The organism is Hymenobacter sp. BRD128 (genome assembly GCF_013256625.1).
Lineage (GTDB): Bacteria > Bacteroidota > Bacteroidia > Cytophagales > Hymenobacteraceae > Hymenobacter.
Genome location: NZ_CP053908.1, coordinates 306,159 through 321,608, shown reverse-complemented (window position 1 = coordinate 321,608; position 15,450 = coordinate 306,159). Strand labels below are relative to the sequence as shown.

Below are 15,450 nucleotides of genomic sequence, written 5' to 3'. Positions count from 1 at the left end.
AAAGGGTGTGCGTGGTGTACGCAGCCTGGCGCGGGTGGTTAGTCTTGGGTATCCGAAGATTTATACCCATCTTACCGCCCTAAGCCCCATCAACCTCTTTGTCTGCCCCTGGCTATGACTACTGCTACCGACGTACTACGCGCCAAAACCGACGCGGAGCTGCAATTTTTCGTTGATAACCCCGGCTATTACCACGCCGACCTCGTGGCCGCCGCCCGCCAGGAGCTGCGGCGGCGCGGGGTTGGCTCCGCCCCACGCCCCAGCGAGCCCGTGGCCGACTACGCCGCGGCAGAAGCTTCGAGCCCCGGCCGGCGGCCCGGGCTGCTAGCGGCGGCACTGCTGGGGTTTGCGGGAGCGGGCGGCGCTGTGTACTGGGCTAGCCGGCCGGCCGCCCAGCCACTGGCCGCCAGCCAGCCGGGCCACCTCTCGCCCGATTCGCTGAAGCTGGAAACCGTGGCGGCGCGGCCCATTCCGACGTTCGACGTGGATAAAATAGTGCAGGAGCAGGTGGCCCGCGTGCCGGCCGCCGAAAAGCAGAAAGACCAAGAGCTGCGCCAGTTTCGGGGATTGTGCCGCCGCTTCTGGACCGCCGAAACGCAGACCGAGTTCCTGACTTCGCAGGCGCGCGCCGGCCAGGCCGGGCCCATGTTTGCCGAGCAAACCCTGGTGGTGCGCCAAACCTGGCGCGACTGGAACAAGGCCGTGGTGTACAGCTACCGCTTTGGGCCCAAAATGCGCGACCAGCTCGACCGCATGGCGAGCACGGCCAGCAGCCAGCAGCACATCCTGGCCAATTTTCCGGAGCTACTGGCGGGGCGTAAATTTTTGACCGACAAAGAAATGCAGGCCCGCGAAGCCGACGTGCAGGACTGGCTGGCCGGCCTGCGCCAGGTATCGCCCGTTACGGGCAAGCCTTACCGGGCTACCGTATTGGAAATTAAGCTTTAAGCGGGCCGGGCAACGGCGAGCAGGCTAGCGCGAAACCCAAGCGCCCCGCCCGGCGGTTAAGCAAGCATAATGGACGTTTCCACCCCCGAGGCGGCCGCCGCGCACTTTGCCCAGCGCCCCGATGCCGAGCTGCTTTACCTGGCCCGCCACGCCAGCCGCTACCCGCCTGCCGTGGGCGCCGCCGCCGTGGCCGAGCTGCAACGCCGGGGCCTGGTACCCGAGGCGCCCGCGCCACCTCCCCCACCCGCCCCCGCGGCCGCGAGCGAGCCCGACGAAACCTGGGGCCAAGTGCTGCTGCCAGTGCTGCGCGGCCTGTTCTGGCCCACGCGCCAGTGCTGGGCCGTGCCCGTGCTCATCGACCTCAACCTGCTGGTGTGGCTAGCCATGACGCTGAGCGGCGTGTCGGCCACGGCGCCTACCGGCCACGCGCTGGCCCGCTGGGGCTCCAACGTGACGGGCCTGACGTGGCCGGGCCAGCCCTGGCGGCTGGTTACGAGCTTGTTTGTGCACGGCGGTATCACGCATTTGCTGCTCAATATGGCTAGCCTCTGGCTGCTGGGCGTGCTGCTGGAGGCCCGCACCGGCGGCGGGCGCCTGCTGGCCGCTTACCTGGCTAGCGGCGTGGCCGCCTCGGCCGCCACGCTCTGGTACCACAGCGGCGGCATCAACTCGACGGGGGCTAGCGGAGCCATTTTTGGGCTGTATGGCCTGCTGCTGGTGCTGCTGCTCAGCAAGCGTATTGCGCTCGACAAGTGGGACCGGCGCGGCATGCTCGGATTGGTTTTATACTTGGTGCTCAGTAATTTAATTTCGGGTTTGACTGGCAATATTGATAACATTGCCCACCTCGGCGGGCTGCTGATGGGCCTGCTGGTAGCCGTCCCGATTCAACTATCTATGCGGCGGGTGTAGCCCCCACTTATCACTTTTTCGTTTTTTCCGTTAAGCAGTTGCCCGCCTAGTCAGGCCAACTCTTTTTGGTTTACTGCTCACCGTTTTTTATGCTCGCTCTTCAGCAAGACGCCCCGCACCAGCCCGCCGTGGCCCGCGATATTCCTACGCCCCAGCCCGCCGCCGGCGAGGTCTTGGTAAAGCTGCACGCCGCGGCCCTCAATCACCGCGATGTCTGGATTCAGAAAGGCCAGTACGCGGGCATCAAGCTGCCGTGCACGCTCGGGGCCGATGGCGCGGGCGAAATCGCGGCCCTGGGCGCGGGCGTCGCAGGCTGGACCGTGGGCGCGCCGGTTATTATTTATCCCGGCGTAGAATGGGGCGACAATGAGCGCACACAGGGCCGCAATTTTCGGGTGCTCGGCATGCCCGACCCCGGCACTTTTGCGACGCACACCACCGTGGCGGCCCGCTACGTGCGCCCCCGCCCCGCCCACCTCAGCTGGGAGCAGGCCGCCGCGCTGCCGCTGGCTGGCCTCACGGCCTACCGGGCGGCCTTCGGGCGGGCGCAGGTGCAGCCCGGCGAGCGCGTGCTGGTGACGGGCGTAGGCGGCGGCGTGGCCCAAGTAGCCGCGCAGTTTTGCGCCGCCGCCGGGGCCGAGGTGTGGGTGACCTCGGGCGAAGATGAGAAAATAGCCCGCGCCCTGGCCCTGCCGCTAGGCCTGCGCGGCGGCATCAGCTACAAGCAAGCCAACTGGGGCCGCACCCTCACGCAAAACTCGGGCGGCTTCGACGTGATTATCGACAGCGCGGGCGGCGATGCCTTCGGGGCGCTGCTCGACGTGGCCGCACCGGGCGGGCGCATTGTGTTTTATGGTGCTACGCTGGGCAACATCCCGCAGCTGCCGCCGGCCAAGGTATTCTGGAAGCAACTCAGCATCCTGGGCTCGTCGATGGGCTCGGAGCAGGATTTTGACAATATGCTCGCCTTCGTAAACACGCACCAGCTGGTGCCGGTAGTCGATAAGACTTTCCCGCTGGCCGAAGGCGAAGCCGCCCTGCGCTACCTCGAAGCCGGCCAGCAGCTCGGCAAAGTGGTGCTGACTTGCTAGGGTTTGCTTTTAGCCATCAACCGAAACGGCTGTTCTGCCGCGCAAGCGCAGCGGAGCAGCCGTTTCGGTTAGTGAGCGTAGCAGCCTAAAAGCTAGACTGAGCTCGCCTATTTTTTGCGGTAGTCGCTGTTGAGGTACGCTAGCACGGGGGCCGTTATGTCGAGTCCTTTTTCGCCGTAGGCGATGGTGCCGCTGGGCGCTGCGATGAGTATCATCTTGTAGCCATGGGCTTTACCATAAGCTTCCACCTTTTTATTTACGCTGCCAAGCACGGTTTGGGTAAGCTTGGCTTCGGCCTCCTGCGCCTGCTGCTGAATCTTTTGCTGCTCGGCGGCCCCTTGCTGCTGCTGGGCTTGCAGCTTTTGTTCGGCGGCGGCACGCTGCTCAGGGGTGAGGCTGGCGGCGGTTTTCTGGTACGCCTCCACAGCGGTGCGGAAGCTGGTTACGAGCGCCTGGTTTTGCCGTTCCCAGCCTTTGGCCTTGCCCTCAAATGAGCGGCGGGCATCCTTCATGCCCTGGTAGCCATCGAGCAGCTTCGACGATTCGACGTACACGATAGCCCCGGCGGCCGGGGCCGGGCCGGCAGCCACTGCGGGCGCGGTTTCGGCGGGGGCGGCGACTACGGCGGGGCTAGCCGTGGTGGTATCGGCGGCCGCGGGGGCAGCGTCTTCGGTGGCGGCTACCGGGGCTACAACGGGCGCGGCGGCCGGGCGCTGGCTGAAATGCAGAAAGTAAAGCACGGCCACTGCAAGCAGCAGCACGGCATTAAAAGCTAGTTGGGCAGGGTTTTTCATGTTCGCAAAGGTAGAACGAGTTGAATTTGGAATTCAGAATGAGGAGTGAAGAATTATCCCAATCGCCAAGCGCTAATTCCCAATTCTACTTTCCACTACACCGGCATAGCCAGGTGCAGCAGCGCGTCGCCCTGGTTTACTACCGGCATGTAGTTGAGGCCGATGACGTAGCCGCTGGCCCTGGCTTCAAGGCGTACCGACTGCTCGCCGTAGGGGTCGGCAATGGAGCCAAAAATCTGGCCTTCCGTCACAAAATCGCCCAGCGCTACGTGCGCCCGAAACAAGCCCGCGTAGCGTGCCCGCAGCCAGCGGTGGCGGTGGCACACGATGTTGGGCCGGGCCGGCGCCGGGCCTTCGGGGCCCATGCCCAGGTGGTGCAGCACCCGCAGCGTGCCCGCAATGGCTTCCTCGATGCCGGCCTCGTCGAAGCGCAGGCTTTCGCCGGTTTCGTACACGATAATAGGCTTGCCCAGGGCGTGGGCCGTGGCCCGCAGCGAGCCCGTGCGCAGGCGCGCATGCAGCGTAAACGGCGCCGCGAAGGCCGCCGCCAGCGCATCGATGCCAGCGTTCTCACCCAGCACGCAGCGCAGTTGCGGATGATTGGCCCGGGCCGCACCACCGGTGTGAAAGTCGATGCCATAATCTACCAGCGGCATGATTTCGCGCATGAAGCGGTAAGCCACCCGGCTAGCCACCGAGCCGCGCGGGTGGCCCGGAAACGAGCGGTTGACGTCCTTGCCGTCGGGCACCTCGCGGCTGAAATTGAGAAAGCCGTAGATGTTGAGAATGGGAATGGCGATGACGGTGCCGCGCGTGGGCTGCAACAAATCGCGCCGGATGAGCCGCCGGATGGTTTCGACGCCATTTACCTCGTCGCCGTGCATGCCGGCCATCAGCAGCAGCACCGGGCCGGGCTCAGTAGCCCGGATAACATGCACCGGCACGTCGATAACGGCCCCGGAGGGTAGGCGCGAAATGACCAGGCGCGTGAGCACCCGCTCGCCGGGTTGAATACGTAGGCCATTCAGGGCCAGATAATTGTCAGTTGTCATCGCCAAAGGCCGGCAGCGCCTCAGAGCAGGCTAGCCCACCGGTAGGTACCAGAAAGCCAGCCGCCGCTCAAGAATCCGGCCAACTCCATTACCCGCACCTACGGCTGGGCTTGGCGCTAGGCCGCACCGGGGGCCGGGTCGGGGGCGGCTTTCTTACGCTTGGGCTTGGCTTTACCGCCGCGCTTGCGCAGCGTGAGGGCGGCGGTGTAGTCGATGATGCGCCCGGCAATGTCGAGGCCGGTAGCTTTTTCGATGCCTTCGAGGCCGGGCGACGAATTGACTTCCAGCACCAGCGGGCCGCGCTTGCTTTGCAGCATATCGACGCCGGCCACCCCTAGCCCCAATGCCTTGGTGGCAAGCAAAGCAGCGGCCTTTTCGGCGCGGCTCAGCTTGACCAGCGTGCCGGTACCACCCCGGTGCAGGTTCGAGCGAAACTCGCCTTCCTTGCCCTGGCGGCGCATGGCGCCCACCACCTCGCCATCGACCACGAAGGCGCGCACATCGGCGCCTTTGGCTTCGCCAATGAACTCCTGCACCAGAATGCGGGCCTTGAGGTTGTGAAAAGCCTCGATAACCGACTGAGCAGCTTTGGCACTTTCGGCCAGCACCACGCCTAGCCCCTGCGTGCCCTCCAGGAGCTTAATAATGACCGGGGCGCCGCCCACGTGCTCGATGAGGGCGGGCAGCTCGTCGGTGTCGTTGGTGAAGGCCGTTTTGGGCATGCCCACGCCGGCGCGGCTCAGAATCTGCATCGAGCGCAGCTTGTCGCGCGAGCGCACAATGGCTTGGCTATCAACGGCCGTGCGCACTTTCATCATCTCAAACTGCCGCACTACGGCCGTGCCGTAGAACGTGACCGAGGCGCCGATGCGCGGAATAATGGCGTCGGGCCTAGCCAGCGGCTGGCCCTGATAAAGGATGCTGGGCTGGCCTTTTTCGAGTACCAGATTGCAACGCAGGTGGTCGAGGACCTGCGTTTCGAGGCCGCGCTCGATGGCCGCCGCCACCAGCCGCTGGGTGGAGTATGACTGCGGCTCGCGCGAAAGAATTGCCAGTTTCATAACAAGTGGAATAGGCAGGGCCCAGGGCAGGATAGCGGTAGCGGTAGCGGATAACGAACTTTAAGCGCTGCCGGGGCGGGTACTACCCGGCAGATTCAGTATTTTTTTCCTGAATTTTAGCACCAAACTACGCCTAAACCGGCCCACCGGGCGCGGCGCTCGGCAGGGCGTTTTTCGCAGCAGCCCGGCGCTCAGCCTGATATGCCATATCGCGCCGGGCCACATCGACCACGAAGCGGCCCTGGCGCAGCAGCGAGCGCCCCAGCAGCACCGGGTGCTTGAGGTCGGAGCGGTCGGCCAGCGAAAACTCGGTGCTGAAGTCTTCGCCGTAGAGCTGCACCACCGTGCGAATGACGTAGCGCGCCTGCACCTCGCCGTTGGAAGAGCGGATATTGCGCTCGGCAAACTCATGGAAGGCTAGCGGCTGGCCGTCGGTGGCGGGGTGCTCGGGGTCGAGCAGGCGCACGTGCAGCACCGGCCGGCCGGTGGCGGGGTCCGTTTCCAGGTGCAGGTCAGCGCAGTGAATGGCGCTGGTGTAGGCGCCGGTATCGACCTTGGCCACCACGCCCAGCAGGCCGAGCGCGGGCAGGTCAATCAGCTCGCGGCGGCCGAGCAGGCGTTTATCAGGGCGCTTTTTCATGCAATCAAAAAACAGAACCTTTGTATAATTGCGCGCGCAACGAATATGGCGCGCGGCAGTCTTTCTTTTTAGCCAGGGTACTCCCCTGACGACAAAGGAAGGATTGCCGCGCGCCATTTCATTGCGCGCGCAATTAACAAATCGGGGATTACCGCTGGTCCTGGGCCAGCAGGCGCTCATACTCGCGCTGGGTGCGCTCGCCCCGGTTGAGGCTGCCGTAGGCGGCTAGCCCCTGGGCTACCACGCCCACGCCCCAAAATACGGTCGCCCAGATGGGCCAAGGCAGGTAGTCGTGCTGATGCGCCTCGAAGGGCCGAGTGGTGAAGGCCCACAGCAGCCACAGCCCCGCATTCACCAGCAGGTAAGTGACCAGGTGGCTCTGAAATTTGGTACGGGCCTTGGCAATCTGCCACAGGCGCTGGTCGCGGAGGGGGTCGGCGGTAACGGGGCGGAGGGGCTGCATGGCGTATGGGGGCTAGCGGTGGTTGGAAGTGATGGTCAAATGTAGATTTTTGGCCTAGCCCTTCGCAATTCACGCTTGCTCAAGCGATAATTTTCGGCCCTCAAGCGGCAAAAATCAGGGCCCGGGCGTTGCGTAGCCAGCCCTCTCAATCGTATTAGGTTTATGTCCGACGCCTCCTTTACCCACCTGCGCGTTGTGCAGGGCGACAACAGTTTAGCTCTAGGAATCCGTAGCCTTCCCCGGCATCAGCACCGGCATCTACGGCTACCCGAAAGCCGAGGCGGCCGCCATTGCCGTGCGCGAGGCACGGCAGTGGCTAGCCACCCACGCGTGGCCGCAGGAAGCGGTTTTCGTTGTTTTCGATGAGGAGAACAAGCGCGTGTATGAGCAGGCGCTGGCTAGCCCCGCCTGAAGCTGGCGGGCCCTACGCGACTACCTCCAGCCCCTGCACGCGCTCCTGCACCTGGCGCATCAGCCACAGCGGGGTGCTGGTAGCGCCGCAGATGCCTACCGAGCTAGCGCCGGCAAACCACCCTTCCTGGATTTCGCCTTCGTTTTCAATGAAGTAGCTCCGCGTATTCACCGCGTTTACGACCGAAAACAAGGCTTTGCCATTCGAGCTTTTGCGGCCGCTTACGAACAGAATTACGTCGTGCTCCTGGGCAAAGCGGGCTAGCTGGGGCTCGCGGTTGCTCACCTGCCGGCAAATGCTGTCGTTGGCGTCGAAGCTTTCGAGCGCGCCACCGGCGGCGGCAATGCGCGCCTCAATCAGCGCTTTCATCTTGTAGAAGCCGGCCGTACTTTTGGTGGTCTGGCTGAAGAGCGTGACGGGCCGCGTAAAGTCAATCTGGTCGAGGTCGGCCTCGGTCATCACGATGAGCGCCTGGTTGCGCGTCTGGCCGGTGAGGCCGATGACTTCGGCGTGGCCGGGCTGGCCGTAAATCACAATCTGGCCATTTTCGCGGGTGGTAGCGTCGAAGGCGTGCTTCACCCGGTTTTGCAGTTTGAGCACTACCGGGCAGCTGGCATCAATCAGCTCCAGGTTGTTTTGCAAAGCTAGCTGGTAGGTTTCGGGCGGCTCGCCGTGGGCCCGGATGAGCACCTTGCAGTCGTGCAGGGTGCCGAGCTGCTCGCGGTCAATCACGCGCAGGCCCTGCTGGTGCAGGCGCTCCACCTCCATGCGGTTGTGCACGATATCGCCGAGGCAATACAGCGTGTGGTTGTCGCTGTGGCTCAGCTCGTCTTCGGCCATCTGGATGGCGAATTCGACCCCAAAACAATACCCGAGTTTTTATCGATGGTTACCTGCATAGTGGCTATCAAACCCCCCGATAAGCCCTTGGGTTCGTAGCCACAAAGGTACGCAGCCGGTCAGTGGTTGCGGGCAGCCTGGCAAAAATGTCGGGCGGCAGCTCATTTTTCGGCTTGCAGGGCTAGCCAGGCGGGCCATAGCGGGCCGCTTGAGCCTTTCGGCCGAACTTTACGGCCCCACCCGCGGCCCATGCTTTTTAATTCGCTTCACTTTCTCATTTTTTTCCCGGTTGTCGTCGGGCTCTATTTTGCGCTGCCGGCGCGCTGGCGGGCGCCGCTGCTGCTGGTATCGAGCTACTATTTCTACCTGAGCTGGAAGCCCGTGTACGGCCTGCTGCTGGCGGCCACTACCCTGCTCGACTACTTCAGCGGGGTGCGCATGAGCCGGCTGGCCAGCCCCGCCCAGCGCCGGCCCTGGCTCTACCTCAGCCTGGCCAGCAACCTGGGCACGCTGTTCATTTTTAAGTACTTCAATTTCTTCCGCGATACGGCCGTGGCGCTGGCCGCCGCGCTGCACGTGCCGCTGGCGGCGCCCACGCTGGCGCTGGCGCTGCCGGTGGGCGTGTCGTTCTACACGTTTCAGTCGGTGGCTTATATCGTGGATGTGTACCAGGGCAAGCTCAAGGCCGAGCAGCATCTGGGGCGGTTTGCGCTGTTCGTGGCGTTCTGGCCGCAGCTGGTGGCGGGGCCCATTGAGCGGGGCGGGCAAATGCTACCGCAGCTGCGGCGGCCGCACGGCTTCGACTACGGCCGGGTGGCTAGCGGGCTGCGCCTCATGGCCTGGGGCATGTTTAAGAAAGTGGTGATTGCCGACCGCCTGGCGCTACTTGCCAACCCGGTATTCAACCACCCGCACCGCTTCGAAGGGCTGCCGCTGGTGCTGGCAGTGGCCGCGTTTACGGGCCAGATTTACACCGACTTTTCGGGCTATACCGACCTGGCGCGCGGCGCGGCGCGGGTGCTCGGGTACCAGCTGGTGCTCAACTTTCGGCAACCCTACTTCGCCACTTCGGTCGGCGATTTTTGGCGGCGCTGGCACATGTCGCTCTCCGGCTGGTTTCGCGACTACGTGTACATTCCGCTGGGCGGCAACCGGCGCGGACCCGTGCGGCGCTACGCCAACCTGTTTACCGTCTTCTTGTTAAGTGGCTTGTGGCACGGCGCCAGCTGGACGTTTGTGGCCTGGGGCGCCCTGCACGGCTTGTATCTGGTGGCCGAAGCCTTTACCCAGCCGGCCCGCGCCGCACTGGCGCGCGGGCTGGGGCTAGCCAGCCGGCCGCGCCTGCTGCACGCGCTGGGCATGGCCAGCACGCTGTTGCTGGTGAGCTACGCCTGGATTTTTTTTCGGGCCAACACCCTAGCCGATGCCTGCTACATCAGCACGCATGTGCTGCGAGGTTGGGGCCAGGCTCCTGCCACCCAGCTGCCCGCGGCACTAGCTGGGTTGGGCCGGCACTTTGCCGCCGAGCTGCTGGCGGCGGCGGGGGCCGTGGGGATATTGGCGGCCGTAGACTACCGCGCCGAGCGCGACTCGGTGGCGGCCTGGCTAGCCCGGTGGCCAGCCGCCGGGCGCTGGGCCAGCTACGCCGGGCTGCTGCTGGCCATCCTGTATTTCGGTATTTTTGGTAGCAGCCAATTCATTTATTTCCAATTCTAACTTAACCAAAGACTCCTCGCTATGCTGAAGCTGGTGCTGCGCCTGGGGCTGTTGCTAGGCATAGTGGGGCTAGTGGGCGGGCTGGGCCTGGCGGCAGGCCTGCGGCGCGGCTACGTCGATGCCTTTTATGCGCGCTTCACGTGCCCGGCGGCGGGCTCGCTGGTACTGGGCACCTCGCGGGCCGCGCAGGCCATCAAGCCCGGCGTGCTGGCCGTGCGGCTGAACGCACGCTTTACCGGGCCGTGGCTCAATTACGCTTTCACGCTGGCCGAGTCGCCCTACGGGCCGGGCTACTTGCGCAGTATCGAGCGCAAGCTGGCGCCTGGCACGCGGCACGGCTTATTTGTGCTGGCCGTTGACCCGTGGTCCTTGTCTTTACCGAAAGAAGGGCAGCCCCGCGATACGGTAGGCTTCGCAAAATCAGCCAGCCGGACTAAAGCCATCGTTTTTCCCGAAACTAACTCCATGGTGAGCCGGCTAGCCAGCGTAAGTCAAAACCCCAACCTCGACTACCTGGCGCACTACCTGCACAAGCCATTCTACCAGCTGCTACTCGCCACCGACACCGCCCGGGTAGTGGAGCGCCTGCACCCCGACGGCTGGCTCGAAATAGCCCTGCCCCCCCCACTGCCAACCCGGCGCTGCTGCGCCGCCGCACCGCCGAAAAACTGGCTACCTACCGTTCTTTGGCGGCTACCAGCACGGTGGCAGCCGCCCGCGAGGGTAGCTTGGTGCAGACTATCGCGTTTTTGAAAAAACACGGCCAGGTAGTGCTGGTGCGGCTGCCCACCGGCCCCGAGATGGCCGCGCTCGAAAAAGAATATCAACCTGCATTCGACCGCTCCTTGAGCAGCCTTGCCCGTTCGCTAGGCGTGCCTTACCTCAACTACCTCGACCAGCCTTATCCTACCAACGACGGCAACCACATCACGCGCGGCGCGGCCGAGCAATTCAGCCGGCGCCTGGCCGCCGATATTGCCCGGCTCCAATGAGAGTACCGAGCGTGGGCTGCGTAATGTCGTTCTGCTGATTTGAATAATATTACTCAAACTACTCAGCGGGCACTCACTTTGTGAGCGTAGGCGGCAAACAATGCCGACGATACTTTATCGAGCACAAAATCAACCTGTTCGGTAATAGTGATGTGCGTAGTATCGAGTAGCACGGCATCGGCGGCGCGGCGCAGGGGGCTTTCGACGCGGGTCGAGTCGATGTGGTCGCGCTTGCGCAGGTTTTCGATAATATCGGCCAGCTCCACGTGCTCGCCCTTGGCGGCTAGCTCCTCCTGGCGGCGGCGGGCCCGGACTTCGACCTCGGCAGTCATAAAAATCTTGACCTCGGCATCGGGAAAAACCGTAGTGCCGATGTCGCGGCCGTCCATCACCACGCCGCGCTTGCGGCCCATGCGCTGCTGCTGGGCCACCATGGCGTGGCGCACCTGAGCTATCACCGATACCTCGCTCACGGAGTTGGAAATGCGCATCTGGCGGATATCGTCTTCCCGGATTCTATCGTTCAGGCACAGCTCATTGCGGCCGGTGCGGCGGTTGCGCTTGAAGCTGAGGTGAATATCATCGCGCAGGGCCTGCTCCACGCGGGGCATATCATCGAAGGCAATCCCGTTTTCCAGCAGGAAAAGCGTAACGCCCCGGTACATAGCCCCGGTATCGAGGTAGGCGTAGTGCAGCGCGGCGGCAACTGCCTTAGCCGTAGTGCTTTTGCCACAGGAGGAATAGCCATCAATGGCGATGACGAGGTCTTTCATAAACGCGCGAAAACGGCCATTGGCCCGGCAAGATTACGAAATCCAACGCTTTTTTGCCCCGGCTGCCTGCACCAGCCGCTGCGGCACCGACCGAAAAAAAGCTGCTACCGACGCTGCCGCCCCGTTATTTAGCTGCTGATGGACTAAATAAAACGGGTTAAAAAAAAGTTGATTGGCTAGCCCGATGCCGGTGGTGCCATCGGGGCCGGCCGCCCACTCGGCGTGGTAGGTACTCACCAGGCACTGCCCCAAAAAGCAGCCGAGCGCCGTCACGATGCCCTCCCGGTCGGGCGAGTCGGGCGTCAGCTCAAGGCGCTGGGCTTCGATAAAATGGTCGAGCTCGCGCACGGCGGCTTCGTTGTAGGCGGCTAGGCCTAGCTGCTGGCGCACCTGCTCGGCGGCAGCTTGCAGGGCCGTTACTTCGGGGCATTATCGGTCATCAACCGGGAAGGTAAGTACAAAGACGGGGACGGCTACTTGGTGGCAGCCTTGGCCCGGCGCTGGCATTCCACGTATTCCTGGAGTATCTGCACAAGGTCTTCTTGCCCCAGGGTATCATTTTCAAGCTGGGCAACCAGTGCCGGGCAGCCCTGCACAATAGTGAGCAGCTCTTTTTTGAAGCCCGCCTTACTGCTAGGCAGCAAAGCCAGCGGCACATTGGGACGGCTCAGGAAATAACTGGGGTGGCCGTAGCCATTGGGGTAGCGCACCAGCAGGCGCACCCCCTGCCGGTTGAATAGTGATTGAACAAAATCTGGCTCGTTGGTAGCTACCAGCTTGCCCGGCAGCTTATTGACTACCAGAAAAGTATCCCGCAGGATTTCCAATTGGCGCACACCGCTGGCGGTTAGCTTACGCTTGGCAGCTGGGTCATCCTTCACCACGAGCCGGTTGCCGTCGAACGTCATAATCTGGGCCGGTTGCCAGGTGCCATCGGGCAACTGGTAGCTGCCCGCTCCTTGCCGATAAGCCAGATTTTGCGGACTGCCCCCGTAGTTGCCATAAGGCATGTTCATCGGGGCGGCTTAACAGTGGGGGTATAATGGTAAGTCGGGAAAGCTTGCCCCAGCACCGACCAGCGACTACCTAGAATAAGCAAATAGCTGAGCAGTATAATTTTTCTCACGAGTAATACCTTACTAAAACCTAATTACTTCGAGCCGCTGGTGGCTTTCCAGCGGCCATAGGCCGCCAGCAGCTCGGGCAGCTGCTCAGGAATAATCTTGGGGTCGAGCTCCAGCTGCTGCGACAGGGCCGTGTAGTCGAGCAGCGCCTTGGCCAGGGCTAGCCGGAACTGCACATTATTGGGCGGCAGCACGGCCCGCACCTGGCCGGCCTCCGCCAGCAGCGTATACACCAGCGGCGGCTGGGGCGAGGGCATAACGGCTACGTATTCCGCCACTTGAAACCCTCCCCGGTGGTACAGGTTGCGCACAAACAGATTGCGCAGCCGCTGGCTCGACCGCGGCATATCCACGTCGTGCACCACCGAAAACGTATCGCGCCCGATGGTAAACGCTCGCACGCTGTCGGCCGGATACACCAAGGCATACGCCTGCTTATGGTCGGCGTCGCTCACGCTCAGGTTGTGGTCGTCGTAGAGCAGCTTGGCGCGCTTCCAGTCGGGATGCGCCTTTAGCTGGTAGGCGCCGCCCCGAAAGCTGGTGGGCGGCAGGTGCACCGTCGGCGCGGGCGTTTGGGCAGCGCCCGGGCCAGCCATTAGTATAAATAATCCTACTTTGTAGCGTTTTAGCATAAGAGAGCGGGTTGCAGAAAGAAAGCAACCGCTAACATACCATAAAACTGCCTCTATCCCAAACTAATGCCCGCACGGGCAGGGCACCGACTTGCCGCCGCTGTGGTGCCGATACCACTTGGTTTTTTGCGACAGCGAGCCGTGCGTGGCGCAGCCGCTGGTGGCTAGCAGGGCCGCCAGGGCTAGCAGGAGCGCCGGCCGGGCCAGCAAACGGGCATTTGTCGATAGCTTCACGGCGCGTTTTTTTTCAAATTTACTCAACGCAGACCCAATCGGCCACCCGGCCGGGGGGTCATCTTTCGCACAACGACATGGCGGCTGAATTCGTGCTTTCTGTTAATCTGGTTGATATTTCGGCGCGCACTGTGTGCCCGGTGGCGCTGCGCGTGGCGGCGGGCCGCGTGGCAGCCATCGAGCCCGTGGCGGGCGCCCCCGGCCCCGACCCGGCCCGGCCCTACGCCCTGCCGGGCTTCGTCGACGCCCACGTGCACGTCGAAAGCTCGCTGCTGGTGCCCAGCGAATTTGCCCGGCTAGCCCTCACCCACGGCACGGTGGCCACCGTGAGCGACCCGCACGAAATCGGCAACGTACTGGGCGTGAGCGGCGTGCAGTACATGCTGGACAACGCGGCGGCCGGGCCGTTCAAGTTTTGCTTTGGCGCGCCGAGCTGCGTGCCCGCCACGCCGTTTGAGACGGCCGGGGCCGAAATCACGGCCGCCGACATCGAGCAATTATTCCAGAATCCGAAAATCGGCTACCTGGCCGAGATGATGAACTGGCCCGGCGTGCTCCACCGCGACCCCGGCGTGCTCGAAAAAATTGAGCTGGCCCATCGCTACGGCCGCCCCGTGGACGGCCACGCCCCCGGCCTGCAAGGCGAGGAGGCCGAGTGCTACGCCAGCGCCGGCATCAGCACCGACCACGAGTGCTTCACGGCCACCGAGGCGCGCGACAAGCTGGCGGCGGGCATGAAGGTGCTCATTCGGGAAGGCTCGGCGGCGCGCAACTTCGACGCTCTCATCGAGCTGCTGCCCCAGCACTACGAGCAGCTCATGTTTTGCTCGGATGACAAGCACCCCGACACGCTGCTGCTGGGCCACATCAACCAGCTGGTGCAGCGCGCCGTGGCGCTGGGCTACAGCGTGTTCGACGTGCTGCAAATGGCCTGCCTCAACCCCGTGGCGCACTACAGCCTGCCCGTGGGCCAGCTGCGGGTGGGCGACCCGGCCGACTTTATTCTGGTCGATAACCTGACCGATTTTAACGTTCTCAAAACCTACCTCGACGGCGAGCTGGTGGCCGAAAATGGCCAGTGCCTGCTGCCGGCCACGCCGGTGGCCTTGGTTAATAACTTCCGCGCCCAGCCCATCGAGGCCGCCGCGCTAGCCCTGCCCGCCAGCGCGGGCCAGGCCACCGCCACCTACCCCGTCATGGAATGCTTCGATGGCCAGCTCATTACGGCGCGGCGCGATTTGCAGCTGCCCGTGGCCAACGGCCAGCTCCAGCCCGACCCTAGCCAGGACGTACTCAAGCTGGTAGTGCTCAACCGCTACACGCCCGGCGCGCCGCCGGCAGTGGCTTTTATTAAAGGATTTGGCTTGAAGCGGGGCGCGCTGGCCAGCAGCGTGGGCCACGATTCGCACAACATCACGGCCGTGGGCCACGACGACGAGAGCCTGACCCGCGCCATCAACCTCGTGGTGCAGGCCCAGGGCGGGCTAGCCGCCGTGGGTGCCGCCGGCGAAGAGCGCCTGCTACCGCTGCCCGTGGCCGGCCTCATGTCGGACCGCCCCGGCCCCGAGGTGGCGGCAGCTTATGCGGCCCTCGATGCTTTTGCCAAAACCCAGCTCGGCTCGGGCCTGCAGGCGCCATTTATGACGCTCTCCTTCATGGCTTTGCTGGTTATTCCCAGCCTCAAGCTCAGCGATAAGGGGCTATTTGACGGCGAAAAGTTTGAATTTGTTCGCTAGCCTTTCCTGAGGCAAGGTATCAAGACAAAA

Annotated in this window: 17 protein-coding genes and 2 pseudogenes; 8 read left to right on the top strand and 11 right to left on the bottom strand. The window is 63.6% G+C overall.

Annotation, left to right across the window (positions count from 1 at the left end; genetic code table 11):
* Positions 1–114 precede the first annotated feature (114 nt).
* The 3 genes from GKZ68_RS01595 to GKZ68_RS01585 all read left to right on the top strand — a co-directional run bounded on the left by GKZ68_RS01595 (position 115) and on the right by GKZ68_RS01585 (position 2,951).
* Positions 115–948 carry a hypothetical protein gene (locus tag GKZ68_RS01595; RefSeq protein WP_173110104.1) on the top strand — a complete coding sequence of 278 codons (834 nt, stop codon included), beginning with the start codon at positions 115–117 and terminating at the stop codon, positions 946–948.
* Between the two features lie 69 nt (positions 949–1,017).
* Positions 1,018–1,860, top strand: a complete 843-nt coding sequence (locus tag GKZ68_RS01590; protein WP_173110102.1) for a rhomboid family intramembrane serine protease — start codon at positions 1,018–1,020, stop codon at positions 1,858–1,860.
* A gap of 89 nt (positions 1,861–1,949) precedes the next feature.
* Complete coding sequence (locus tag GKZ68_RS01585; RefSeq protein ID WP_173110100.1) at positions 1,950–2,951, top strand: zinc-binding dehydrogenase; 1,002 nt, start codon at positions 1,950–1,952, stop codon at positions 2,949–2,951.
* Positions 2,952–3,058: 107 nt separating this feature from the next.
* Here GKZ68_RS01585 and GKZ68_RS01580 read toward each other — a convergent pair whose 3' ends face one another.
* The 5 genes from GKZ68_RS01580 to GKZ68_RS01560 all read right to left on the bottom strand — a co-directional run bounded on the left by GKZ68_RS01580 (position 3,059) and on the right by GKZ68_RS01560 (position 6,961).
* On the bottom strand, positions 3,059–3,745 hold the full coding sequence (locus tag GKZ68_RS01580) for an OmpH family outer membrane protein (RefSeq protein ID WP_173110099.1): 687 nt from the start codon (positions 3,743–3,745) through the stop codon (positions 3,059–3,061).
* A 95-nt stretch (positions 3,746–3,840) separates the two neighbouring features.
* Positions 3,841–4,797: a succinylglutamate desuccinylase/aspartoacylase family protein gene (locus tag GKZ68_RS01575; protein ID WP_173110097.1), complete on the bottom strand. Its 957-nt coding sequence runs from the start codon at positions 4,795–4,797 to the stop codon at positions 3,841–3,843.
* 116 nt (positions 4,798–4,913) lie between these two features.
* A complete protein-coding gene (gene rimK, locus GKZ68_RS01570; RefSeq protein WP_173110095.1) occupies positions 4,914–5,858 on the bottom strand; it encodes a 30S ribosomal protein S6--L-glutamate ligase in 945 nt (314 codons plus the stop codon).
* 133 nt (positions 5,859–5,991) lie between these two features.
* A complete protein-coding gene (locus GKZ68_RS01565) occupies positions 5,992–6,498 on the bottom strand; it encodes a RimK/LysX family protein (RefSeq protein WP_173110093.1) in 507 nt (168 codons plus the stop codon).
* A 148-nt stretch (positions 6,499–6,646) separates the two neighbouring features.
* Complete coding sequence (locus GKZ68_RS01560) at positions 6,647–6,961, bottom strand: 2TM domain-containing protein (RefSeq protein ID WP_173110091.1); 315 nt, start codon at positions 6,959–6,961, stop codon at positions 6,647–6,649.
* 232 nt (positions 6,962–7,193) lie between these two features.
* Here GKZ68_RS01560 and GKZ68_RS22560 point away from each other — a divergent pair.
* Positions 7,194–7,247: pseudogene (locus GKZ68_RS22560) on the top strand (O-acetyl-ADP-ribose deacetylase); the annotation flags it as partial.
* 138 nt (positions 7,248–7,385) lie between these two features.
* Here GKZ68_RS22560 and GKZ68_RS01550 read toward each other — a convergent pair.
* A pseudogene (locus tag GKZ68_RS01550) lies at positions 7,386–8,272 on the bottom strand (4-hydroxy-3-methylbut-2-enyl diphosphate reductase).
* A gap of 190 nt (positions 8,273–8,462) precedes the next feature.
* Between GKZ68_RS01550 and GKZ68_RS01545 the strand changes: the two are divergent.
* Genes GKZ68_RS01545 through GKZ68_RS01535 form a run of 3 tightly spaced genes read left to right on the top strand, consistent with a single transcriptional unit; the run spans position 8,463 to position 10,921 of the window.
* Positions 8,463–9,929, top strand: a complete 1,467-nt coding sequence (locus GKZ68_RS01545) for an MBOAT family protein (RefSeq protein ID WP_173110089.1) — start codon at positions 8,463–8,465, stop codon at positions 9,927–9,929.
* Positions 9,930–9,950: 21 nt separating this feature from the next.
* The gene (locus tag GKZ68_RS01540; protein ID WP_173110087.1) at positions 9,951–10,682 is read left to right on the top strand and encodes a hypothetical protein; all 732 of its coding nucleotides are present in this window, start codon (positions 9,951–9,953) and stop codon (positions 10,680–10,682) included.
* Positions 10,679–10,921 (top strand): hypothetical protein, encoded by a 243-nt coding sequence (locus tag GKZ68_RS01535; protein ID WP_173110085.1) that lies wholly within the window; start codon positions 10,679–10,681, stop codon positions 10,919–10,921. The genes GKZ68_RS01540 and GKZ68_RS01535 overlap by 4 nt, the downstream gene beginning before the upstream one ends.
* A 62-nt stretch (positions 10,922–10,983) precedes the next feature.
* On the opposite strand, the gene cmk is transcribed toward GKZ68_RS01535, so the two are convergent.
* The 5 genes from cmk to GKZ68_RS01510 form a co-directional block, all read right to left on the bottom strand.
* A complete protein-coding gene (gene cmk / locus GKZ68_RS01530) occupies positions 10,984–11,694 on the bottom strand; it encodes a (d)CMP kinase (protein ID WP_173110083.1) in 711 nt (236 codons plus the stop codon).
* A 33-nt stretch (positions 11,695–11,727) separates the two neighbouring features.
* Positions 11,728–12,084: a hypothetical protein gene (locus GKZ68_RS01525; protein ID WP_173110081.1), complete on the bottom strand. Its 357-nt coding sequence runs from the start codon at positions 12,082–12,084 to the stop codon at positions 11,728–11,730.
* An 83-nt stretch (positions 12,085–12,167) separates the two neighbouring features.
* Complete coding sequence (locus GKZ68_RS01520; protein ID WP_173110079.1) at positions 12,168–12,710, bottom strand: hypothetical protein; 543 nt, start codon at positions 12,708–12,710, stop codon at positions 12,168–12,170.
* A 134-nt stretch (positions 12,711–12,844) separates the two neighbouring features.
* Complete coding sequence (locus GKZ68_RS01515; RefSeq protein ID WP_173110077.1) at positions 12,845–13,450, bottom strand: hypothetical protein; 606 nt, start codon at positions 13,448–13,450, stop codon at positions 12,845–12,847.
* Between the two features lie 63 nt (positions 13,451–13,513).
* Positions 13,514–13,684, bottom strand: a complete 171-nt coding sequence (locus GKZ68_RS01510) for a hypothetical protein (RefSeq protein WP_173110075.1) — start codon at positions 13,682–13,684, stop codon at positions 13,514–13,516.
* A 77-nt stretch (positions 13,685–13,761) separates the two neighbouring features.
* Here GKZ68_RS01510 and ade point away from each other — a divergent pair, with 77 nt between their 5' ends.
* Positions 13,762–15,420, top strand: coding sequence for an adenine deaminase (gene ade, locus GKZ68_RS01505; RefSeq protein ID WP_173110073.1), 1,659 nt, complete (start codon positions 13,762–13,764; stop codon positions 15,418–15,420).
* The last annotated feature ends 30 nt before the right edge of the window (positions 15,421–15,450 follow it).